Consider the following 23839-nt stretch of genomic DNA (forward strand, 5'->3'; position numbering starts at 1 on the left):
GGATTCCTGAAAATCTTTCAGGTCTCCTTAAGTTCACTCGTTATTCAGTTTTCAAGGTGCAAAGAATGCCTTATTATCAAGCATTTTCTTTTGTTTTTGTCGTCCGTCTCAGCGGCGACTTTAATAATATAACATGATCCTTTTATATAATGCAAGTACTTTTTTAAAAAAAATGTTCCCACTAAAAAGTGAGAACATTTTGTGCTAAGAATTAGATAATAATGGATTACTTTTCTTTCATCGTTGGAAATAATAATACGTCGCGTATAGATGGTGAATCAGTTAATAACATTACAAGTCGATCCATTCCAATCCCTAACCCACCTGTAGGTGGCATTCCATATTCTAAAGCTCTAATAAAATCATCATCCATCATATGAGCTTCGTCATTTCCTTGCTCACGTTCTTTTATTTGAGACTCAAATCTTTCTCTTTGATCTATTGGGTCGTTTAACTCGGTAAATGCATTCGCATGTTCTCTAGCAACGATAAACAATTCAAAACGATCTGTAAATCTAGGATCTGCTTCGTTCTTTTTAGCTAATGGTGAAATTTCTACAGGTTGTCCATAAACAAATGTAGGTTGAATCAATGTCTCTTCAACAAACGTTTCAAAGAATTCATTTACGATATGTCCAAATGCCATCGTTGGTTCAACTTTCACATTGTGTTTTTTGGCAAGCTGATGTGCTTCCTCATCCGTCATTTGAATATTGAAATCTACACCCACTACATCTTTGATCGCATCTACCATTGATATTCTTTTCCATGGAGTGCCTAGATCAACTTTAACTCCTTGATAGTCAACTACTTTTGTACCTAAAACTTGTTCAGCTATATGTCCGATCATTTCCTCTGTTAATTGCATAATATCTTCGAAATTTGCATAGGCTTCGTAAAGCTCCAGCATAGTGAATTCTGGGTTATGACGTGTAGAAATCCCTTCATTTCGATATACTCGTCCAATTTCGTAAACTTTCTCCATCCCACCTACAATTAATCTTTTAAGGTGCAATTCTATCGCAATTCTCATATATAATTGCATGTCCAATGCATTATGATGAGTAATAAACGGACGTGCAGCTGCACCTCCCGCAATTGCATGAAGTGTAGGGGTCTCTACTTCTAAGAAAGATTTTTGGTTTAAATATTCACGCATGGATTGAATAATTTTTGAACGAAGGATAAATGTTTCTTGTACATCCTGATTCATAATTAAATCCACGTATCTTTGACGATATCTCAGTTCTACATCTTTTAGTCCATGAAACTTTTCAGGTAATGGGTATAAAGACTTAGATAGAACTGTAACTTCCGTTGCTTTAACAGAGGTCTCTCCTGTTTTTGTTTTGAAAACAAACCCTTTCACTCCAACAATGTCCCCAATGTCCAGCATCTTGTAGGCGTCAAATTGGTTTTCCTCAACGGTATCTTTGCGGACATAAATCTGAATTTTACCTGAAATGTCCTGAATATGAGCAAAACCAGCTTTACCCATACCGCGTTTTTGCATAATACGACCTGCAATAATGACTTCTGCATTCTTCTCTTGCAAATCTTCTTTCGTATAGTCGGAATAATCAGAAATAATTTCATTTGCTGTATGTGTGCGTTCAAACTTACCACCAAATGGATCTATCCCTAAACTTCTAAGTTCATCTAATTTATTGCGGCGAATTTGTAGCAACTCATTTAGTTCTAATTCTTGACTCACTTATAACTCCACTCCTTTAGTTTCACTACATTACACAAAAAAGCTTCCATAGGAAGCAATTATCGGAAGCTTTTTTGTAAATGGGAATAATAAATAAACTATTTCATGATATCAATGATTTCGTATTGTATCACGCCAGCAGGTACATTTACATCTACTACCGATCCTTTTTCTTTACCAAGAATCGCTTTTCCTACAGGGCTTTCATTGGAAATTTTATTTTGGGAAGGGTCGGATTCTGCTGTACCAACAATAGCATATTCAACCTCATCTCCATACTCAATGTCCTTTAAAACCACTCGAGAACCGATGTTTACTTTATCAGTTCCTACATCATCATTGTTAATAATGCGTGCATTACGAAGCATTTTTTCAAGTGTAATCACTCGACCTTCGATAAATGCTTGCTCATTTTTAGCATCTTCATATTCTGAGTTCTCGCTAATATCTCCGTATCCGATAGCTACTTTAATTCGTTCAGCAACCTCTCTACGTTTTACTGATTTTAAATTTTCTAATTCATCCTCTAGCTTTTTCAAACCCTCTGGGGTAAGAATTACTTCTTTATCAGACATACTGAAATCTCCTGTCATTTAAGTATTTTTCATATTTGCTTCTACTCAGCAAATAAAAATTGCTCTATTTTAATATATTAAAGTTTCAGTCCATGATGACAGATTCATGATGACTCTTAGTCAAGGTGTCTCTCTTATTTTATTCTAATGAATGATTATATTGTAAGGATGTGCAAAAGTCAATAAAGGGATGCTTATTTAAATAAATCTAATGAATTACGACAGTATTATTCACATTCTCACTTTTTTGCTGTTGAAATTCAACAAAATTTTTAAGAATGTTTTTCATTCCATCTCTTGAGGTTTCCGCCATAATTTCATCTTTGACCTTTGCAGAACCACGTAAACCTTTTAAATACCAAGCCATATGTTTACGCATTTCTCTTACAGCTACATTTTCACCCTTTAAATCAACTAAACGATCTAAATGCAACAATGCGATACGCATTTTTTCACTTGCATCAGGTTCAGGCAATAATTCTCCGTTTGTTAAATAATGAATCGTGCGATAAAGCATCCATGGATTTCCTAAAGCTGCTCTTCCAATCATGACGCCATCACAACTCGTATAATCGAGTAAATGTTTTGCATCTTCTGGTGTAAACACATCACCGTTTCCAATTACTGGAATTTTTACCGATTGTTTGACTTCTTTAATAATATCCCAATTTGCTTTACCAGTATACAATTGCTGTCTTGTTCTTCCATGAACAGCTACTGCTTTCCCACCTGCACGCTCCACAGCTTGTGCATTTTTAACTGCATATATGTGTTCTTCATCCCAACCCATTCTCATTTTGACAGTGACTGGTTTTGATACCGCTTCTACTACAGCAGATACCATCTCTTCTATTTTAGAAGGATCTAATAACCATTTTGCACCTGCATCACATTTCGTGATTTTAGGTACTGGACAACCCATATTGATATCTATAATGTCAGCATTCGTATTCTGATCTACTACTTTTGCCGCTTCAACAAGCGAATGTTTATCGCCTCCAAAAATCTGTAAACTAAGAGGTTTTTCTCTTTCATCAACGAATAACATTTGCATCGTTCTTTCGTTCCCATGTAAAATCGCTTTATCACTCACCATTTCAGCACATACTAATCCAACACCAAACTCTTTTGCAATTAATCGAAATGCTGGATTACATACTCCTGCCATAGGAGCTAGCACAACATTATTTTTGGTTTGGATATTACCAATTTGCAACATTTTCCTATTCCTTTCAATTTAGACTTCACTTTTTAATTCATCTGCATCAATGTATAATGCTTCTGATATTAGTTGAATTGTTTTATCATCAGGTTTAATCGATCCTCGTTCAATAGAGCCTAACTTACTGATTGATATGCCTACTTTAACTGCAAGTTCACTTTGAGTGTAACCCTTTAATTTTCTGAAAGCTCTAATACGTTGAGCCACTCGGTTTTTTTCCAAAGCCTTACTCCTTCTTTCTCACCTTCAAGTTCCATTAATTTATCCACCGTTTTTTGAATTTGTTGTCTATCATCTTCTGATTGAATCACATCCAACAGTGGTATAAGTACAAACAGCCTTTCATTCATCCTTGGATGAGGAACGATAAGTTGATCTGTGGTTATTTGAACATTGTCATACAACAATACATCTAAGTCAATGGTTCTTGGCCCCCAATGAATGACTCTTTGTCTTAATAATGATTTTTCAATAATAGCTAATTGATTAAGTAAATCTTCAGGAGAATATGTCGTTGCAACCACAACAACCATATTTAAGAAAGCATCCTGATCTGTATACCCAACAGGATCAGTTTCATATATATTTGAGCATCCTATCACTTCTATAGGATAAGTTTTCATTTGTTGTACTGCATCTTTAAGATAATTTTCTCGCTCACCTATGTTTGACCCTAACCCTATATATGCGAGGCTCTTTTTATTGTTTTCATTCATGTTTACACGCTCTTTCGATGGATTTCAACAGCGACACCTGAAAAGTGAATATCAAAAGGTGGATTAGGTTTTGTCACTTTGACTATAATTTCATTGATCTTAGTATAAGTTTTCAACACTATTGATGCAATATTTTCTGCCAAAGCTTCAATTAGTTGATATGAATGTCCCTCCACAATTCCTTTAATCACATCGTATACTTCGGCATAATTGATAGTCTGATTTAAATCATCACTCTTCCCTGCTGATTGTAAATCAAAAAAAAGGGTAGTGTCTATGTAAAATTTCTGACCTAATTTTCTCTCCTCAGGAAAAACACCATGGTAACCGTAAAACTCCATTTTTTCCATTATTATTTTATCCAATTTTAAAACTCCCTTATTCCATTTTTTAATAACCTTTTAATAACATTGCATCCGTCATTGTTGCTACCCGTTTCATTTCTTTAATGTCATGAACACGAACGATTTGACATCCTTGCATCATCCCATAAACAATTGTAGTTGCTGTTCCCTCAACAACATCATCAGAAGGTAAATCCAATACATTACGAATCATAGACTTTCTTGAAGTTCCTAATAATACAGGATATCCTATTGCAACAATATCACTCAAATGATTCATGAGGGTTAGGTTTTCGTCATAGGTTTTAGCAAAACCGATACCTGGATCCAAGATAATCTGCTCATTTTTTATCCCTGCTTGGTGAGCAATATTTATACTTTCATGTAAATCAAAAATGACATCTTCAATTAAATGATTGTATCCATTTTCATTTCGATTGTGCATGATAATGATTGGACATTGATGTTTAGCAATAACAGCAGCCATATTCCGATCTTTTTTCAAACCCCATACATCATTCACAATATGTGCCCCAGCATTTAAGGCTTTCTCAGCAACCTCAGCTTTATAAGTATCAATAGAGATAGGAACTTGAATCTCATCTTTTAATGCTTCTATTATTGGAATAACACGTTGTAATTCTTCATTTACATCAACTGTCTCGGCATTAGGTCTTGTAGATTCGCCCCCCACATCAATGATATCTGCTCCCTCATCAATCATCTTCAACGCTCTTTCTACTGCTGTTTCTTCACATATATACTTCCCACCGTCAGAAAAAGAATCCGGAGTTACATTTAAGATACCCATGATTAACGTTTTTTCTCCTATTGTTATTAAACGGTTCTTACAATTTAGTTTACGAGAACCAACATAGGGTCTTGATCTCGTCATAAATAAATTCCGTCTCATTCATATCCTCCTATAGCTGATCTATATTCTTTGATCCAATCCTTTGTCTCAGAGCCAACTCGTCCTGATCCTACTTCAAACTTTTCACCTTGTAAATTATACAGTGTTGTAATAGGTACGATTTCTTGAATAGAATTGGTTATAAAAATCTCATCAGCCGTCATTAAATCATCCCATAAAAACCGCCCTTCAATGACTTGAATCCCTATCTTTTCTAACCATTCAATTACATAAGCTCTTGTAACCCCTGGTAAAATTCCAGTATCAATGGAAGGAGTGTAACAAACTTGATCACGAATGAAAAAAATATTACTTACAATCCCTTCGGCTAAATGACCTTCAGCAGTTAAAAACAATCCCTCTGCTTTTTTATCTTCAGCAGTTTCGTTTATTTCTTTTTTAGCTAAAATATTATTCATGTAATGAAGTGATTTTAAACGTATATCTGTCTCTGGTGTATTTCGTTTAATATCTAAAAGCTGAAGCGCTTTGCCATTTTTATATAAGTCCTCACTTATTGCAGGTAGAGCTTTCATATAAATGATCTCATTATATTTGGAATAAACATCTGTAGGTAACCCTAAGTGCCCTTCTCCTGCTGTAACGGTATAACGTACATATCCATCTTTTAATTGATTGGCTTTTAGCAAGTTTTCAACTTCTTGTAAAATACGATTGTTGTCGTATTTCCAATTTACACCGATCAGTTTACAACTTTTTTCTAAACGATTTAGATGTTGTTCTATTAAAAAAGGTTTACCTTGATAGGTTCGGAATGTCTCGAATAAACCCATACCGTAAAGAAAACCGTGATCAAATATAGATATCACGGCCTCTTTTTCGTCAAGTATTGTCCCATTTATACTAACTTTCATGTATCTTTTCTCTTTTCGCATTTGTTTGGGAGATAAAGTTTTTTAATAGTTGTAAACCATGATCTGTAATAATGGACTCAGGATGAAATTGTACACCTTCGATGTTATATTCCTTGTGTCTTAATCCCATAATCTCTCCCGCTTCTGTTTCAGCACTAATCTCCAAACAATCGGGGAGAGACTCTTTACGGACAATTAAAGAATGGTATCTCGTTGCTGTGTAAGGAGATGGAATATCTTCAAATACCGCCTTACCATCATGAAAAATAGGAGAGGTTTTCCCGTGCATGAGTTGTTCCGCTCTAATGACTTCTCCTCCAAAAACTTGTCCAATCGCTTGATGACCTAAACAAACTCCCAAAATAGGAATCTTCCCTTTAAAATGATCAATTAAATTTAAACTGATCCCTGCTTCATTAGGTGTGCATGGACCTGGAGAAATTAAAATATGGTCTGGTTGCAACTGTTCTATTTTTGAAATGTCAATTTCATCATTTCTATGAACAATAACCTCTTGTCCAATTTCACCTAAATATTGTACCAAATTATAAGTAAAAGAATCATAGTTATCAATGACAAGTATCACTCCATATGCGCCCCCTTTTATACTTGATGGATTAATTCACTGTATTGAATTGCTTTCCATAATGCTTTCGCTTTATTTAAACTTTCCTTATACTCTCTATAAGGATCAGAATCAATGACTATTCCAGCTCCCGCTTGTATATATCCGATCTGATCCAAAACGACTAATGTGCGTATAATAATATTGAATTCCATATTCCCATTGTAGTCAATCCAACCGATGGAGCCTGTATATGGACCTCTCCTAACAGGTTCTAACTCTTCAATGATTTCCATCGTTCGAATTTTAGGTGCTCCCGTTATGGTTCCACCAGGAAATGTTGCTGCAATGACGTCATATCCGTCTTTTCCTTCGGCTAATTCACCCTGTACCTCTGAAACGATATGCATGACATGTGAATAGTATTCTATGTCCATAAAATCTTTAACCTTCACCGTACCAAATTTAGAAATACGACCGAGATCATTTCTTTCTAAATCCACTAACATGACATGTTCTGCACGTTCTTTTTCATTCAATATCAGTTCTTCTGCCAGTTTCTTGTCTTCTGCACTGTCATTTCCTCTGCGTCTTGTACCTGCTATAGGTCTTGTACTTACAATATCATCCTCAAGTTTAACTAATAACTCCGGAGATGCCGAAACAAGATGAAAGTCAGGACACTTCAGAAAACTCATGTATGGAGAAGGATTTAACAGTCTTAGCCATTCATAAAGCTCTTCTGGCGAACTATTTAAACGTCGGCTTTGCCGTAGTGATAGATTTACTTGAAAAATATCCCCTTGGGATATGTATTCTTGAATTTTTTTAACTGCTACCATATAGTCATCTTTTGCAAAAGCTTTATCTACTCCTTCAATGGATTCCACATCGATGTGAAGTTGATCTTGCTTTACTGAACTTTGAAATATCCTCTGTCTTTGATGAGATGGGTGGTGGTCGTTTATATTTACGATATCATCCCACTTTTTTTTCATATGATCTACTTTTTCTTTAGCCTTTAAATATTGAAAATGGAGCATTTCCTCGTTTATATGCGTATCTGTAACTGGAAGATGAACTGCACAATATAGACATTGATTAACCTGATCTATAATCCATAACTCATCCATCATCATAAAATAATAGTCCGGAATTTCTAAATTTTCTTTTGATAAATTTGGTATCTTTTCTATTGAGCGAATGACATCATAACTCCAATAACCTACACAACCTCCAATGAACTTAGGAGCTCCTTCTATTTTAGGAGCAACATAATCCTTCATCCAATTCTTTACTAAATCCAAAGGTTTTCCTTGAACGTGAGTTTTATTGTTATTTTGATCAGAAATGATGCCTTTATCGTTGTTGCCAAATATAGTTGAAAAAGGCCGTAAACCTAAAAAGGTATATTGCCCTGTTTTACCGCTTTCCAATACAAACGCATGATCTGAAGAATTCTCCCAAGCTTTTTCCCAAGAAATCACATTAACACTAGGTAAAGAGAATGTTTGTATATATGGGAGCATCGTATATTCATTTGCCCAATGCTTCCACTGCTCTAAAGAGGTTAAAATCACGATTAATACCCCCGAGTTTGTTCAATTTATTTAACTCATTGTGTAACTCATATAACTCATATTGATTACTAAGTATATCTGAAATAAATAAAAATAAAAAGTCCCTCTTGCGAAGGACCAGATGTTAAATGATTTTATAGTTTTCTTAAAGACTTTCAATCGACGTTTAATAATTCCGTTTTCAGCACCGAGAAGGTTGCATGATTCTTTAAGAAGGAGGAGCGCAGTGTAGGTAAACCTACATGAGCACCGGACTTTCAGTTCATGGATGAACTGATGTCGATGTTCAACACAAGGATGTGTTGTGATCTTAGTCGACCTACATTCTCAAGACTCGATACCAAGCTCACTTCGTGATGGGGAGCGTACTTTTCCCTACTTAAAATCAGTCACATCCATGTGACCAACGTAGGATCAGCACTTCCTATGCTGACAAAGTTGGGATTTTTTAAACAACCTCTAAATTATTCGAATTGGTATAGTGGTGTGCTTAAATAACGCTCACCATTACTTGGAACAACCGCAACAACTCTCTTACCTTTGCCAAGTTTTTTTGCTACTTCAAGTGCTGCATAAATCGCTGCGCCAGAAGAAATACCACCAAGAATACCTTCGGCTTTTGCTACTTCACGAGAAGTCTCAAACGCTTGTTCATTCTCAACTGTTATCACTTCATCAAAAATATCTGTATTTAATATCTCAGGAACAAAACCCGCTCCAATTCCTTGGATTTTATGGGGTCCTGGTTTCCCTCCAGATAGTATTGGGGATGATGCAGGTTCAACTGCAACTATTTTTACATCTGAGAAGTTCTCCTTTAATACTTGACCGGCACCAGTAATCGTTCCACCTGTGCCTATACCTGAAATAAACGCATCTAATTTTCCATCAATAGAATGAATCGCTTCTACAATTTCAGGACCTGTTGTTTTCACGTGAATTTGTACGTTTGCTTGGTTGTTAAACTGCTGTGGCATAAAGTAGTTAGGATTCTCAGCTTGAATTTCTTCAGCTCGTTTGATAGCACCCTTCATACCTTCTGGACCAGGAGTTAGAACTAGCTCCGCTCCGTAAGCACGTAATAAATTACGTCTTTCCATACTCATCGTTTCAGGCATAACAAGGATGGCTTTATAACCTTTAGCTGCCGCTACCATTGCTAAACCTATACCCGTATTTCCACTTGTTGGTTCAATAATCGTATCGCCTGATTTTAATTCTCCTTCTTTTTCCGCTGTTTCAATCATGTTGATTGCAATACGGTCTTTAACACTTGCTCCAGGGTTTTGAAATTCTAACTTTACATAAACTTCTGCACTATCTTCAGGAACTACTCGGTTTAAACGAACTAAAGGTGTGTTACCAATGACCTCAGTAATGTTATTAACAATTTTAGACATCATATTCCCTCCCGTATTTTTCTAAATATTACATAAATAAATATATTTAAATGTTATTTCCGACTAAATTAGTAGGTTTTATACGATAATAGTACCAATTCACATTATAAATGTCAATATGAACTAATGTATTATCAGTCCTATTTTTGAATTAATTTTTCTAAATCCTCTGCACTAAACTGATATTTTTCATTGCAAAAATGGCATACAACCTCGGCTTGTCCATCCTCAGTAATGATTTTTTTCAATTCAGCTTCTCCTAAACTAACTAAAGTCTCCTCTACTTTTTCCCTGCTGCAGTGGCATTTAAATTTCACATCCATTTGATCCATGATCTGAACAGAAGGTAGAACCTCTTGTAAAATTTGTTTTAATGTCTTGTTCTCTTCCAGCAATTCTGTCACAGGTTTAATTTGACTTAAATTTTGTTCTATTTTCGTAATTTCCTCATCACTTAATCCTGGCATCAGCTGTATAATGAAACCACCCGCAGCTCTAACAGATGCATCTTGATCTACTAATACACCCACAGAAACAGCTGAAGGGGTTTGTTCTGATTTGGCAAAATAATACGTGAAATCCTCCCCTAATTCCCCTGATATAATAGGGATGCTACCTCTATAAGGTTCCTTTAAACCTAAATCCTTAATAATATAAATCGAACCTTCTCTACCAACAGCACCTGCAACATCTAATTTATTTTGAGCATTACTAGGCAAGTGGACATGCGGATGATCTGCATAAGCACGTACTTCACCATGGGCATTCGCATCAACGACAATTTGACCCATCGGTCCATCCCCTTTGATTTGAATCGTCAGCTTCTCTTCATTTTTAAGCATTGCACCCATCATAACTCCTACTGAAGCAACCCTTCCTAAAGCTGCCGTAGCAGTAGGCCATGACTCCTGTCTTTGACGAAGCTCTTCTACAATATTTGTTGTATGAACAGCAAATGCACGTACTTTCCCGTCCATAGCTGTACCACGAATAAGATAATCGTTCATAATGTTAATTCCTCCTAAGATGAAGATGGCATTTCATTACGTTCATAAATAATTCTTAATCCTTCTAGTGTTAATAGAGGGTTTATATGTTGAATCGTTTTTGATTCATTCGAAATTAATTCTGCTAATCCCCCAGTTGCGATGATATTTGGTTTTGTTGTAAATTCTTCTTGAATTCTTTCCACGATTCCATCAACCTGACCAGCATACCCAAATATAATACCCGCCTGCATGGAAGTCACCATATTTCTTCCAACGACATGTTTAGGTTTAACAAGCTCGATTCTAGGTAATTTCGCTGCTTTTTGATACAGTGCTTCTGTAGAAATCCCAATACCAGGTGCGATTAAGCCTCCGATATACTGAGATTTTTCATCGATATAATCAAATGTTGTTGCTGTTCCAAAATCAACGATAATCAGTGGAGCACCATATAACTCAATCCCTGCAACGGAGTTGACAATTCGATCTGCCCCAACTTCCCTAGGATTTTCATAACGAATGTTTAACCCTGTTTTGATGCCAGGACCTACAATAAGTGGCTCTTTATTTAAATATTTTGTACATAATGCTTCTAATACGTGCATTAATGGAGGTACTACAGAGGAAATAATAATACCTTTAATCTGCTCTTTTTCAATTTTCGCATGATGAAATAAATTATGTATCATAATGCCATATTCATCCACGGTGGCTGAACGATTTGTACTCAGTCTCCAATGATGTAGTAATTTATTTTCCTCAAATAAACCTAATACAATATTGGTATTTCCAACATCTATGACAAAAATCAAAATGTACTCACCTTCTTTTCATTTAAATCTAAACTAATGTCCAAATTCTGGATTGAAGTCGTTAGTCCCCCAACAGAAATGACATCCACTCCAGTTAATGCAATTTCTCTTACAGCTTTAAGAGTTACTCCGCCAGAAGCTTCCACAATATTATGAGAAGATTGTTCTTTTATTAAATTTACACTTCTCGTCATATTATCAATAGACATATTATCCAGCAATATAATATCTGCAGCTAACGCTTCCTCTATTTGATCTAACGCTTCAATTTCAACCTCAATTTTCATCGTATGTGGAATTTGTTTTCTTGCTGATTCAATTGCACTTTTCACACTACCTGTTGCTTTGATATGATTGTCTTTAATCATAACTGCATCATACAATCCTAATCGATGATTGTATCCACCACCAACTTTAACCGCGTATTTTTCTAATATGCGATGACCAGGAGTCGTTTTTCTTGTATCAGCAATTTTAACGGATAAGCCACTTAATTCTTTGACGTAGGTATTCGTTTTGGTCGCTATTCCAGAAAGACGTTGTAATAAGTTGAGGGCTAACCTCTCACCCATTAATATGTTCCTTGTATTGCCTTCTACTGTTACGATGGTATCGCCCTGATTTAAAAAGGAACCCTCTGTTGCTTTTTCGTTAAATTTAATGTTTGGATCTACAATTTGAAATACTAGTTTCGCAACCGGCAAGCCTGCCAGCACTCCACTTTCTTTCGCATGAATAAATCCTATAGATTGATGTTCAACTGGGATGGTAGATATACTTGTCACATCTCCTGTACCAATGTCTTCCTTCAACCACTCTTTTAAATTTTCCTTTATTCGTTCCATACTTCCTTCAATCATGTTCAATACACTCCTCTACTATACCTTGATCACGATGATGCAATATATGTTTACGCCATACGATTTCATCCCTTTCAGGGAAATCTTCTCTATAATGTGCGCCACGGCTTTCTTCTCTTACTTTTGCTCCTTCTGCTGTTAACATTGCACAGATTAATAAGTTAACAAATTCAAACTCCTCTAACTTAGTAAGATGTGATTCAAATACAGGCAATTGCCGTTTTAATTCTGCAAGTCCTTTATCTAATTCTTTTAGTGATCTTTCTAAACCGACGTACCTCAACATAATTTTTTGCAGCTTTAATCGCCTCTCAACCATAGCCTGGGTATTCTGTTTGCGATCTAATACCACTTTTACTTCAGGAACCTGTTTCAAAGAAGAAAGCTGATTGATTTGATTTACAATTCTTCTTCCAAAAACAATCGCTTCAGATAATGAATTGCTTGCTAAACGATTGGCTCCATGAACTCCAGTTGAAGATACTTCCCCACATGCAAATAACCTTTTGACAGAAGTTTCTCCATTTAAGTCTGTTTTCACTCCGCCCATCATGTAATGTGCAGCAGGTGCCACAGGGATCCAATCCACCGTTAAATCCAATCCAAAATCTAAGCAAAATTGATAAATGGTTGGGAAACGACGTTTCACCATATCTGGAGATTCATGAGAAATATCTAAATATACAAAGGTAGAATTCGTTTTTGCCATTTCACTCACAATCGCTCTTGCTACTACATCACGGGGTGCCAACTCCAGCTGAGCATGATATTGATCCATAAAACGCTCACCTTTAATGTTTCTTAATACAGCCCCTTCTCCTCTGACCGCTTCAGATATTAAAAATCGGGGTGCTCCTGGGTAATATAAAGCAGTTGGGTGAAATTGTATAAATTCCATATCTTTAATCAGAGCCCCTGCACGATAGGCCATTGCTATACCATCACCAGTTGCAATAATTGGATTTGTTGTGTATCGAAAAAGCTGTCCAGAGCCTCCTGTACATAGAACCACAGCTTTTCCCTGTACATAAATACGTTCACCGTCTGGTTTTTGTACAAGTACCCCACAACATTCTCCATCGTGGGTAATCAAATCAATAACAAAATGATCATCCCACATTTCAATGTTCTCTCTATCTCTGACTTGCTCTGATAGGGCTCGTACAATTTCAGCACCTGTTGCATCACCATGCGCATGTAATATACGCCTTTGACTATGAGCCCCTTCCTTCGTAAGGGCAATTTCACCATCTTCTTCATCGAATTGAGTCCCCAGCTTCATCAGATCCTTCACACCGTCAGGTCCTTCGTGTACAAGAACGTTCACTGCTTCTACCGAACACAAACCAGCTCCAGCGATTAGTGTGTCTTGTCTATGATAGGCGGGAGAATCCTTTTCGGCCATAACCGCCGCAATCCCACCTTGAGCGTATCTAGTATTACTATCTAACAACGTTTTTTTCGTAATCATAATAACATCATTGCCTTTACTTGCTTTGATCGCTGTAAATAAACCTGCAATCCCTGAACCAATCACGATGACATCTGTATGTATATGTGGTATTTCATCTATTGAAAAATCAACTAAATATTGAGGTATCATTCTTATCACCTATTCTCTTTAACATAGATTAGCGCATATTAAAAGATTGGTTAATTTGTACCATCTAATAATATGCGCTCTTTACAAATACTAATTCGTTCATGTTATTTAACTTTTAGCATACGCTCTAATGATAATTTTGCTTTATCTGCAATGTGAGGTGGGACATAAATTTGTGGCTTCATATCCTCTAAAGAACGCACTAATTTTTTTAAATTGTTTACTTTCATATTCGGACAAACTAAAAATTTCGTTGCAAAATGGAATTTTTTATTAGGACTATCCATACGAAGTTGATAACCTGTACCATCCTCTGTACCAACGATAAACTCTTGGCTGTCAGATTCCTTACAATACTTCAAAATACCTGTTGTGCTACCCACAAAATCTGCAATTTCTACGACCTCTGGTCTGCACTCTGGATGTACAACAAACTCTGCATTAGGATATTTGGCTTTCATTTCTTCTACATCCTTAACAGTTAACATATCGTGAGTGTTGCAATATCCTTCCCAAAGGATCATCTTTTTGTCCGTAAATTGTGATACGTAATGACCTAAGTTTTTATCAGGTACCCAAATAATCTCCTCTGTATCTAAAGACTGAATCACTTTCACTGCATTTGCTGAGGTACAACATATGTCAGTTTCAGCTTTAATTTCTGCAGATGAATTAATATAAGTTACAACTGTTGCATTTGGATGTTTACGTTTTAATTCACGCAATCCCTCTACATTAACCATATCAGCCATAGGACAACCTGCTCTTTCATCAGGTATAATGACTGTTTTATCTGGAGCTAATATTTTAGCACTTTCACCCATAAAGTGAACGCCACAAAAAACAATGACATCTGCATCTGTTTCAGCTGCTTTTTGTGCTAATAAAAATGAATCTCCACGAAAATCTGCTACTTCTTGTATTTCATCACGTTGATAATAATGTGCTAATATTATGGCGTTTCTTTCCTTTTTTAGTTCAAGCAGTCTTTCTCTCAACTGCTGATTTCGTTCCGCTTTTCTCTCTAAAGCCAACGCTTCCATTAAAATCCACCCCTCTATATGACTTTGTGAAAAAATGAACAAATAAATGCAAATACTTTCATTAATTTATTATGTTTAAAACCATGTTACTTTACTAAATCAAATTTTACAACTAATTTACACAACATGAACCTTCATGTCAACAAAAAAAAGCAAGAAAAATCCGGAAGTGTAAAGTACACTCCGGATTTTGAATATAAATACTAAATTTATTTATTTTTTATGCCTTACCATCTTTATCGTCTTTTTCGTCTTTTTCGTCTTTTTCATTATTATCAAATGTAAGTTTATTAGCGTCATCCTCATCATCCTGTTTTTGAATGTTAACTTTCACATCCTCATCACTATCTTTAGGATTAGCAGTCACCTGTACATCTTTATGCTCGCCAGGTTTACGCTCGAGAATTTTTCCTTCTTCAATAATCTCAGTAATTTGATCTTTATCTAACGTTTCTAAATTTAATAATGATTTTGCGATAAGATGTACTTCATTTTCATGTTTGGTTAAAATTTCTTTTGCTTGATCAAAACGTTCTCGAATCATGGTCTGCATTTCTTGATCAATTTCATATGCAATAGCGTCACTATAGTTCTGCTCATGGCCAATATCTCTTCCTAGAAACACCTGTCCTTGTGTTTGGCCAAATTGCATTGGACCTAGTTTACTCATTCCATATTCCATAACCATTGCTCTAACGATTCCTGTTGCTTTTTTGAAGTCATCATAAGCACCTGTGCCAACTTCACCGATAAATAATTCTTCTGCAACCCTTCCACCAAGCAGTCCGGTTACTCTATCTAAGAGTTCGTTCTTCGTATTCAGCATACGATCTTCCCCATCTTTAGGGATCATCATGGCATAACCACCAGCACGTCCTCTTGGAACAATCGTAACTTTATGCATTATATCAGCATTTCGAACAAAATACCCAATGATGGTGTGTCCAGCTTCATGATATGCAATCGTACGTTTTTCTCTTTCGCTGATAACACGGCTTTTCTTTTGAGTACCTACAACTACACGATCAAAAGCTTCATCCAATTCACTCATGCTGATATCTTTACGATTTCTTCGGGCTGCAATAAGAGCCGCTTCGTTTAATAAATTTTCTAAATCGGCTCCTGTAAATCCTGTAGTATAACGAGCCAATGTTTCTAGATTAACATCATCTGAAATCGGTTTATTACGAGCATGTACCTTTAATACCGCTTCACGACCTCTTACATCAGGGCGATCTACAGTAATCTGTCTATCAAAACGTCCAGGACGTAAAAGTGCTGGGTCTAAGATATCTGGTCTATTGGTTGCAGCAACGATAATAATTCCTTCGTTTGCACCAAAACCATCCATCTCAACAAGGAGTTGATTTAAGGTTTGTTCACGTTCATCATGACCTCCACCTAATCCAGCTCCACGTTGTCTACCAACAGCGTCAATTTCATCAATAAATATAATACATGGTGCATTTTTCTTTGCATTTTCAAATAAATCACGAACACGAGATGCACCAACACCTACAAACATTTCCACAAAATCTGAACCACTTATAGAAAAGAATGGAACGCCTGCTTCTCCAGCAACAGCACGTGCTAGTAACGTTTTACCAGTCCCTGGTGGTCCAACTAATAAAAGTCCCTTTGGAATTCTTGCCCCTAAATTAGAAAACTTCCTCGGATCTTTTAGAAATTCGACAACTTCTATGAGCTCTTGTTTTTCCTCATCTGCCCCGGCTACATCATTAAAAGTTACCTTTTTCTTTTCGTCATTATATAAACGGGCTTTGCTTTTACCAAAGTTCATCACTTTGCCGCCACTACCCTGAGCTTGATTAAGCAAGAAGAAAAATATAACAAAGATAATGATAAACGGGATAAGTGATGTCAACAAAGTCACCCATACGCTAGGTGTTTCCATCGGTAAGTACTCAACAGTTGAGTGCTCTTTCAACAACTCATCAAGTGCATCGGTGTCTGGACCATAAAGCTGAAAATTTTTAGATCCGGTATCACTTATAGGTTCAACAAATGTCCCTTCTAAATTCGTAGTATATCCATCAAATTGCGATGATACTTTTTGAATATTATTATTTAATAATTGCTCTTCAAATTGAGAGTAGTTCAAAACCTCCACCTGTTCGTTTTGACCACCAATAAATCGAACAATACCAATAATAATTAAAAAAACTAATAAATAAAATCCTGTGTTGCGAATGAATCGATTTTTCATCCCCTACCTCCTCTACAAAGCACATTATCTATTTTAACATATCCTAACTTTCATTCACAACTTAGCCATTAAGTCTGTGAATATACTTCATTTTTTAGTATTCCTATATAAGGAAGGTTGCGGTATTTTTCCGCATAATCCAAACCATATCCAACGACAAACTCATTCGGTAATATAAATCCTTTATAGTCAACCTCAAGATCTACGGTTCTTCCTCCTGGTTTATCAAACAAAGTCACAATGGTTGTAGACGAAGCATTTCTTCCTTTCAGAACATCTACTAAATAACTTAAAGTTAAACCACTATCAATAATGTCCTCTACAATGAGAACATCCCTACCTTCAACAGGTACATCTAAATCTTTAATAATTTTTACAACACCTGATGATTTGGTGGACTGACCGTAACTAGAAACCGCCATAAAATCAATTTCAAGAGGAATGTCGATTTTTTTAACTAAGTCTGACATAAAAATAAAAGCACCTTTTAAAACACAAATCACCAAGGGGTTTTTATCTTTAAAGTCACTAGTGATTATTTGACCCAGCTCATTAATTTTCTCTTGAATTTGTTCTTCGCTGTATAATGTCTGTTTTATATCGTTATGCAAAAAACTGACCTCCTATAAATTAAAGTATGGAATTTTTGTATTGAATATGTAAAATACGTGAAGTCTTTTCTTCCATTTCAGCATGACTAGAAACACGAATACCAGGAATCCATAGTACTTGCTGTTTAGCATCAACCAATAATGGAATTTTCTCTCTCTTGGAAGGTGGAATTTTTTCATCAATGAAAATATCTTTTACTTTTTTAGTACCATTTAACCCTTTTATTTGCATTCGGTCTCCTAGTTTTCGATTACGAATCGATAAAGGGAAAAAGAGTTGATTCATATCAAAAATCACTTCCGAATTTAATCGACCTTTGATTAGAATATCTAAGTCGACTTTTGAAACTAATTGTTCAGCAAACTCAAATAATACGTTTGCCTCAAACACTTCAAGTTGTTTTGTATTCTCCTCAATCTTATAACTAAATGATAAATCTTGGTTCATTTTTTGATTTGAAAACCCAACTTGATCATATTCTCTAATAAAAAAAATCTGTTCACTAACATCAAGGTGCATCGTGGATGTACTATTTTGTTCTATTGCGACGCGACACATTTCTATAATCTTGTATTCAAATGAATAGGGATCAGAACAAAGATAACTTAATATTAGTTTAATCAGCCTTCTTTGTAAAGCAATATGTAAGGAAATAAAAGTCTTTCTAGAAAAATAAAAACCATTGTTATTTTTCTTTATGATTTCCTTAAAGTATCTATTCGTTTCCTGTTCCAAATAACTTTGTTCTTCAGTCATCATCTCTGACAGACGGTTTAATGATTTTTCCAACTTTTGATTATATTGCTTTAAATATGGTATTACATCCAATCTAATCTCATTTCTGAAATACTTCTTCTGTTGATTACTACTATCTTGAGTAAATTTTAAATGGTTTTGATGACAATATGTAAGAATTTCTGATTTGTATATACGTAACAAAGGACGAATGAGTTGCATTTTATTTTCCATTCTTCTCATCGAAATACCAGTTAATCCTTCGGGTCCAGTACCACGAATCAATCTCATCAATATTGTCTCCGCTTGATCATCAGCATGATGTGCTAAAGTTATTTTTCTGGAGCCGTATTGTTCAGCAATTTGAAATAAAAATTCATATCTCTTTTCCCTAGCCGCAGCTTGTGCATTTTTTCCTGTTTGTTCAATGTAAGCAGGAACATCTATTTTTCCAATTTCACAAGGAACTTGTAAATCATTACACCACTGATGTACTAACATTTCTTCTTGATCTGCCTCAATTCCTCGGAACTGATGGTTAATATGTACTGCGATTAACTTAAAATTCCACTTTGATGAAAGAGTATGCAAAATATGGAGCATAGCCATTGAATCAGGGCCTCCCGATAAAGCAACGATAATCTTTTCACCAGCTTCAAATAAGTGTTTTTCCTTGATCGTTTTTTCAACGTTTTGAACTAACTCCATAAGCTCACTCCTCTTCACTGATGTATTGGTGAATCGTTGTCCACATGGACGCGACAGTATATAAATGGGAGTCGGCTTCATTTTTGTTTCATCATCACTTAATAAAAAAAACTAAAGTAAACCGTCACAACAAACACAAAAATGGAAGAAGCCAATGCAGGTTTTAACCATGGTAATTCAATTGAGCTTGAATTTTCTAAACCATCACCATACATTAGTTTTTTCCATTCCTCACGTGCACATCTTGTGGATGAAAACTTCCCATTTATCGCCTTTTCTAAAAAAGGAATCATACGTTTACAATGTGGATTCATTTTAGCTTTTTTTAATAAATAAGCACCGCTTTTTTTCTCTGAAGCTAAATTTGAAATAGAAAAAGCATCGGTCAAAATTAAACATAAAATAGCAAAGGAAAAAATATCATAAGCTTCATCTGCTTTTCTAGTCCCTGCTATCCAGTGCCCACGATCATATATTTGTGTAAATTGTTTAACAGAGCGCCCTTTTGATGTCACTCCTCCATAATCTATCAATGTCACTTTCCCAAACTCAGAAACAATCACGTTTTCAATTTTTAAATCTCCAAAAATCAAATCCATTTGATGTAATGCTTGTAGTTGATTTAAAATATTCAAACCTACTAAATGAAACCACTGATGTCCATATGAATTTAAAAATAACTTTGCATCAAGCCCTTGAATATATTTCATAACATAATAAGGGTAAATCTCACCATTCAAGTCAAGATCATCAGAATCAATAAATAATTTTTTTTCTGGTTCAGGCTTTTTGTTGATTTTTTTTAATATATTAATTTCTGACTGGAGACTAATGTCATCTGAACCAATTTTCATGGCAAATAATTTCTGATCATGTTTTACTAAGTAGACTTTACCACTTGTACCTTCCCCTAGCAAATGTTCGATATAATAAATTTTTTTATTCCACTTCCCCTGAAGTTTAAAACCCCGTTGTAAAACTAGCTTATTAGTGGATTTATACGATGTAATCACTTAACATCGCACCCTTTTTATGTATGTCTTTCTTTCCATCCAACATTTTCACTTCATCATCTGAACGTTTATGAACCATATATTCAATGACTTTTAATAGCGCAGGTCCTGTGGGTGTTGCACCCCTCATATTTATTTTATAAAATAAACGTTTCATAATTGCAAATTCAGTAGACCAATCCAAATCCATCTCCGCAGGTTCATTTTTATTTTTTGATCCAGGAAAATGAAACAAAGAAACCTCACTTCTACCTTCTCTAGCTTGTAAACTTAACATCAAATCATGAACTGCATCTTCAACTGCATTAATTTTAGGTTTCATACTCGCACTAGCATCTACGAGCAATACTACCCGTAAAGTCATATTTTCTTCCAAATCTTCTATTACATCTACAACTTTCTCTCTTTGATCGGGATGTAAATCTTCTAATGAGGTTGTTGATCCTATGATGTGCTGCAATTCTTCATTTACAACCTGCTGAATCGTATGTACGACCGTTTTACGAGTCATCATTTGAACGGTTTGAGATAATTGTTTCGAATGAATGATTTTACTTAATCCACCTCCGGATTTAGCCATCTCTTCAATTTCTCTCGTACCGCGCAGTCCAAAATCTCCCTCGTCTACAACTCCTATTACATTCACAACGATATTTTCCTCACGAGCTTGGGCTGCTGCCGTCACTGGATCTAACCCTACATTTGAACACCCATCTGTAATGACAATAATTTGTTGTACCATATTATCAAAACCTCCAAAATAATAGATTAATAGAAACAAAAATATTATTTTCTATTATTCCCATTTAATGAAGGTTTAAAACCTTTCTCCACATCAACCAGTAAGAATTACCCTACGGTTTTTGAAGGTCTATCAATTTGTGTTTGACCGGTCCAACGAAATGTAGACCATTCAGGTATATGCTGATCAAGCCTAGCTACAACAACGGTCATGTCATCAAGTATCTCTCCATGATTTTGACGAACAATTGCCTCGAATAAACAATCTGCAATATCTTGAGGATCGTCCGTCTGCATATTTTGAATATTTCTTTTCATCCAAAGTTCTTTATTATTAGCTAATCCAGGCGCATCATAAATTCCATCACTCATCATAATAATAATATCATCGGGTTGCATCTGCATTTCTATAATATCAACATCAATTTCATGTAAAATACCTACGGGTAAGTTATTTTCAGATATCGTGATCACTTCATCTCCTCGTTTAATAAAGCTAGGAGTTGAGCCAATTTTTAAAAATGTGGTTTTTGCAGTGTATAAATCAATTAATGCCACATCAATGGTTGCAAACATTTCATCAGAGGATCTTAAAAACAGTACCGAATTCACTGATTTAATTGCAATCTTTTCATCCATACCTGACTGAAGCAATTGTTCAAGTATACTTAAAGCGGTTCTGCTTTCCTTATGTGCTCGTATCCCATTACCCATTCCATCACTAATAGAAACGGCAAACTTCCCATTCCCTAACTCTGAGATGCTGTAATTATCTCCAGAAAGCAATTCCCCTCCCTTTGCAACTTCTGTTGCACCTGTACTCACTTCATATCGTTTAGCAGATGCAAAGGTAACTACGTGATAACCTTCCTTTACTGATTCTTCTTTTAATACAGCTATATTTTCTCCCAATATATTTGATAAAAGAGGGGCTATGATTTTCCGGCTTTCATCAAAACCTTTTGTGTATTGATGTACCATTTCAATATCCACATTGCCTTGATCCAAGCTTATGATATCCACACTATAGATGGATAACCCTAACTCCTCTAAGGCGTGGCGGATTTGTTCCTCCTGTAGATTTAATTCTTGACCCTCTCTTTTAATTTCATCTGCCAAATCCTCCATTACTTGTGAGACGCCTATGAGTTGGTCAGCAACAATTTGTCTACTATCTTGAATTTGTTGCTTCCATCGTACATCTTGTTTCAACATATCGTAATGGTTTTTCATGACTTCTAACATTTGTTCTGTTTTTATGCAACTATTTTTCCATTCTATAGGGATATCTTTTTTCCCAATATTGGGTTTGTTTTCTACTTGGGTTAACATTTCATTCATATAATTATAAGTTCGGTTAAACTTTTCTTCCCAGCACTGTTTTTGTCTCCAACAAGTCGTACATGTTCGTTGGAAAACGGAATCTAAAAGCATTCCGTTTTGCTCATCAGTATCTTTATTTTTTTCACTTTCACCTAATTGTACAAAACTACTAGATAGCTGTCGAAATGTTTCAGAAAATTGCCCTACTCTTTGAGCTGTTAACTCTCTAACTTTTTTAGCATAATCAACCTGGGTTTTAATATGTTCTTTTGTACCGGGGACATATTTAGCTATGGCTTGAATAAAACTTTTCGGTGTTAATAAAAATAGTACGATTGCAGCTGAGGTTTCCCAAATGGACACTAAAATTTCTGTTTGTTCGCTATTGTACATTGCTAATATAGAAGTACCTAACAACATTCCTATAGCAACTGCTAGCTTATTTCCCTCTTTTACTAATCCTGCTAATAAACCAGAAAAAGCTAATAAACTAATTTGGTGAACAGCACTTACATTTGCTAAACTAAGTATAATACCTGAAACGACCCCAATTGATGCACCTAGTGAAGCGCCACCAACCAATGCGAATAATAACACGAGATATCTGGACAACACTTGTTCCACTGAAATGTCTGCAATAAACCATCCAACCGCCCCCGTAAGAACAGATGCAATTAATATAGTAAGACAAATCACTTCTTCATTTTTTAATTGATATTTTTTTTTGGTAACTGTGAATATAGACACCGCTTGTATAAAAATCAGCGTTAAAATAAAACTTAACACAGACTCTACAATAACGGACATCCCCCCAAACCATGTAAAACCTTTAAACAAAATTAGATAAAATGCATGAACAAAAAAACTGGTTAAAAATATAATGATAGGGGAATAAGATAAATCTCTTTTTTCAAATTTTTCAAACCCCATTTGAAAAAGGTAAAAAACCAACATTTGTACAATAATAGCATTTGAGATCATATAGGATGATGATATTGCGCCTATACAAAGGCAAAGACCTGTCCAGTACACCAAGTCTCTACGTAAATAATAGAGAACACCAAAATATGAAATAGCAAAGGGAGAAAATTGCTCTAGAATAACCGAACGTCCTAACAAAAATGCCATCACTAAAAGTAATATCGTTACTTTTTGATTTTTTAAAAGCTGTATAAGGGGATTTTCTGACGTCATTTTAAAAAATGACGATTTGAACATGCTGTACTTTCTAGATTTCAACTGAACTGGAGGAATTAATTTCATACTTAT

General features: G+C 35.3%; 22 protein-coding genes. All 22 read right to left on the bottom strand.

What is annotated here, in order from left to right:
• Positions 1 to 226: 226 nt before the first annotated feature.
• Positions 227 to 1714 carry a lysine--tRNA ligase gene (gene lysS, locus EPK97_RS20035; RefSeq protein ID WP_162038407.1) on the bottom strand — a complete coding sequence of 496 codons (1488 nt, stop codon included), beginning with the start codon at positions 1712 to 1714 and terminating at the stop codon, positions 227 to 229.
• A gap of 98 nt (positions 1715 to 1812) precedes the next feature.
• The gene (greA, locus tag EPK97_RS20040) at positions 1813 to 2289 is read right to left on the bottom strand and encodes a transcription elongation factor GreA (RefSeq protein ID WP_162038408.1); all 477 of its coding nucleotides are present in this window, start codon (positions 2287 to 2289) and stop codon (positions 1813 to 1815) included.
• Positions 2290 to 2497: 208 nt separating this feature from the next.
• Complete coding sequence (gene dusB / locus EPK97_RS20045) at positions 2498 to 3508, bottom strand: tRNA dihydrouridine synthase DusB (protein WP_162038409.1); 1011 nt, start codon at positions 3506 to 3508, stop codon at positions 2498 to 2500.
• An 18-nt stretch (positions 3509 to 3526) separates the two neighbouring features.
• Entirely contained in the window at positions 3527 to 3733 is a 207-nt protein-coding gene (locus EPK97_RS20050; RefSeq protein WP_162038410.1) for a helix-turn-helix domain-containing protein, read from the bottom strand.
• Positions 3685 to 4227 (bottom strand): 2-amino-4-hydroxy-6-hydroxymethyldihydropteridine diphosphokinase, encoded by a 543-nt coding sequence (gene folK, locus EPK97_RS20055; protein ID WP_162038411.1) that lies wholly within the window; start codon positions 4225 to 4227, stop codon positions 3685 to 3687. Before folK ends, EPK97_RS20050 begins: the two co-directional genes overlap by 49 nt.
• A gap of 2 nt (positions 4228 to 4229) precedes the next feature.
• Positions 4230 to 4577 carry a dihydroneopterin aldolase gene (folB, locus tag EPK97_RS20060; RefSeq protein ID WP_420826818.1) on the bottom strand — a complete coding sequence of 116 codons (348 nt, stop codon included), beginning with the start codon at positions 4575 to 4577 and terminating at the stop codon, positions 4230 to 4232.
• A 40-nt stretch (positions 4578 to 4617) separates the two neighbouring features.
• Positions 4618 to 5484, bottom strand: a complete 867-nt coding sequence (folP, locus tag EPK97_RS20065; RefSeq protein WP_338075739.1) for a dihydropteroate synthase — start codon at positions 5482 to 5484, stop codon at positions 4618 to 4620.
• Positions 5481 to 6359, bottom strand: coding sequence for an aminodeoxychorismate lyase (pabC, locus tag EPK97_RS20070; protein ID WP_162038413.1), 879 nt, complete (start codon positions 6357 to 6359; stop codon positions 5481 to 5483). Before pabC ends, folP begins: the two co-directional genes overlap by 4 nt.
• Complete coding sequence (gene pabA / locus EPK97_RS20075) at positions 6349 to 6945, bottom strand: aminodeoxychorismate/anthranilate synthase component II (RefSeq protein WP_162038414.1); 597 nt, start codon at positions 6943 to 6945, stop codon at positions 6349 to 6351. Before pabA ends, pabC begins: the two co-directional genes overlap by 11 nt.
• Before the next feature lie 17 nt (positions 6946 to 6962).
• A complete protein-coding gene (locus EPK97_RS20080; RefSeq protein ID WP_162038415.1) occupies positions 6963 to 8504 on the bottom strand; it encodes a chorismate-binding protein in 1542 nt (513 codons plus the stop codon).
• A gap of 464 nt (positions 8505 to 8968) precedes the next feature.
• A complete protein-coding gene (cysK, locus tag EPK97_RS20085; RefSeq protein WP_162038416.1) occupies positions 8969 to 9904 on the bottom strand; it encodes a cysteine synthase A in 936 nt (311 codons plus the stop codon).
• Positions 9905 to 10044: 140 nt separating this feature from the next.
• Positions 10045 to 10911, bottom strand: coding sequence for an Hsp33 family molecular chaperone HslO (hslO, locus tag EPK97_RS20090; protein ID WP_162038417.1), 867 nt, complete (start codon positions 10909 to 10911; stop codon positions 10045 to 10047).
• 14 nt (positions 10912 to 10925) lie between these two features.
• Complete coding sequence (locus EPK97_RS20095; protein ID WP_162038418.1) at positions 10926 to 11705, bottom strand: type III pantothenate kinase; 780 nt, start codon at positions 11703 to 11705, stop codon at positions 10926 to 10928.
• On the bottom strand, positions 11702 to 12565 hold the full coding sequence (gene nadC / locus EPK97_RS20100) for a carboxylating nicotinate-nucleotide diphosphorylase (RefSeq protein WP_162038419.1): 864 nt from the start codon (positions 12563 to 12565) through the stop codon (positions 11702 to 11704). Before nadC ends, EPK97_RS20095 begins: the two co-directional genes overlap by 4 nt.
• A complete protein-coding gene (gene nadB, locus EPK97_RS20105; protein ID WP_162038420.1) occupies positions 12558 to 14168 on the bottom strand; it encodes an L-aspartate oxidase in 1611 nt (536 codons plus the stop codon). The genes nadC and nadB overlap by 8 nt, the downstream gene beginning before the upstream one ends.
• 104 nt (positions 14169 to 14272) lie before the next feature.
• On the bottom strand, positions 14273 to 15211 hold the full coding sequence (gene nadA / locus EPK97_RS20110) for a quinolinate synthase NadA (RefSeq protein ID WP_162038421.1): 939 nt from the start codon (positions 15209 to 15211) through the stop codon (positions 14273 to 14275).
• A 220-nt stretch (positions 15212 to 15431) separates the two neighbouring features.
• Positions 15432 to 17438, bottom strand: coding sequence for an ATP-dependent zinc metalloprotease FtsH (gene ftsH, locus EPK97_RS20115; protein ID WP_162038422.1), 2007 nt, complete (start codon positions 17436 to 17438; stop codon positions 15432 to 15434).
• A 68-nt stretch (positions 17439 to 17506) separates the two neighbouring features.
• Positions 17507 to 18049, bottom strand: a complete 543-nt coding sequence (gene hpt, locus EPK97_RS20120; protein ID WP_162038423.1) for a hypoxanthine phosphoribosyltransferase — start codon at positions 18047 to 18049, stop codon at positions 17507 to 17509.
• A gap of 19 nt (positions 18050 to 18068) precedes the next feature.
• Positions 18069 to 19493 carry a tRNA lysidine(34) synthetase TilS gene (gene tilS / locus EPK97_RS20125; protein ID WP_162038424.1) on the bottom strand — a complete coding sequence of 475 codons (1425 nt, stop codon included), beginning with the start codon at positions 19491 to 19493 and terminating at the stop codon, positions 18069 to 18071.
• 98 nt (positions 19494 to 19591) lie between these two features.
• Positions 19592 to 20506, bottom strand: coding sequence for a protein kinase family protein (locus EPK97_RS20130; RefSeq protein WP_162038425.1), 915 nt, complete (start codon positions 20504 to 20506; stop codon positions 19592 to 19594).
• Positions 20490 to 21248, bottom strand: a complete 759-nt coding sequence (locus EPK97_RS20135) for a vWA domain-containing protein (RefSeq protein ID WP_162038426.1) — start codon at positions 21246 to 21248, stop codon at positions 20490 to 20492. The genes EPK97_RS20130 and EPK97_RS20135 overlap by 17 nt, the downstream gene beginning before the upstream one ends.
• A gap of 107 nt (positions 21249 to 21355) precedes the next feature.
• Positions 21356 to 23833 carry a stage II sporulation protein E gene (gene spoIIE, locus EPK97_RS20140; RefSeq protein ID WP_162038427.1) on the bottom strand — a complete coding sequence of 826 codons (2478 nt, stop codon included), beginning with the start codon at positions 23831 to 23833 and terminating at the stop codon, positions 21356 to 21358.
• Positions 23834 to 23839: the final 6 nt, after the last annotated feature.

Origin of the sequence: Chengkuizengella sediminis (assembly GCF_010078385.1) — a bacterium.
Taxonomy (GTDB): domain Bacteria; phylum Bacillota; class Bacilli; order Paenibacillales; family KCTC-33759; genus Chengkuizengella; species Chengkuizengella sediminis.

Coding starts and splice junctions, on each gene's coding strand:
- tilS (WP_162038424.1), bottom strand. CDS start 19,493: ATGGAGTTAGTTCAAAACGTTGAAAAAACGATCAAGGAAAAACACTTA.
- folP (WP_338075739.1), bottom strand. CDS start 5,484: ATGAGACGGAATTTATTTATGACGAGATCAAGACCCTATGTTGGTTCT.
- ftsH (WP_162038422.1), bottom strand. CDS start 17,438: ATGAAAAATCGATTCATTCGCAACACAGGATTTTATTTATTAGTTTTT.
- cysK (WP_162038416.1), bottom strand. CDS start 9,904: ATGTCTAAAATTGTTAATAACATTACTGAGGTCATTGGTAACACACCT.
- greA (WP_162038408.1), bottom strand. CDS start 2,289: ATGTCTGATAAAGAAGTAATTCTTACCCCAGAGGGTTTGAAAAAGCTA.
- folB (WP_420826818.1), bottom strand. CDS start 4,577: ATGGAAAAAATGGAGTTTTACGGTTACCATGGTGTTTTTCCTGAGGAG.
- pabC (WP_162038413.1), bottom strand. CDS start 6,359: ATGAAAGTTAGTATAAATGGGACAATACTTGACGAAAAAGAGGCCGTG.
- folK (WP_162038411.1), bottom strand. CDS start 4,227: ATGAATGAAAACAATAAAAAGAGCCTCGCATATATAGGGTTAGGGTCA.
- nadC (WP_162038419.1), bottom strand. CDS start 12,565: ATGATTGAAGGAAGTATGGAACGAATAAAGGAAAATTTAAAAGAGTGG.
- nadA (WP_162038421.1), bottom strand. CDS start 15,211: ATGGAAGCGTTGGCTTTAGAGAGAAAAGCGGAACGAAATCAGCAGTTG.
- dusB (WP_162038409.1), bottom strand. CDS start 3,508: ATGTTGCAAATTGGTAATATCCAAACCAAAAATAATGTTGTGCTAGCT.
- EPK97_RS20135 (WP_162038426.1), bottom strand. CDS start 21,248: ATGGTACAACAAATTATTGTCATTACAGATGGGTGTTCAAATGTAGGG.
- spoIIE (WP_162038427.1), bottom strand. CDS start 23,833: ATGAAATTAATTCCTCCAGTTCAGTTGAAATCTAGAAAGTACAGCATG.
- hslO (WP_162038417.1), bottom strand. CDS start 10,911: ATGAACGATTATCTTATTCGTGGTACAGCTATGGACGGGAAAGTACGT.
- nadB (WP_162038420.1), bottom strand. CDS start 14,168: ATGATACCTCAATATTTAGTTGATTTTTCAATAGATGAAATACCACAT.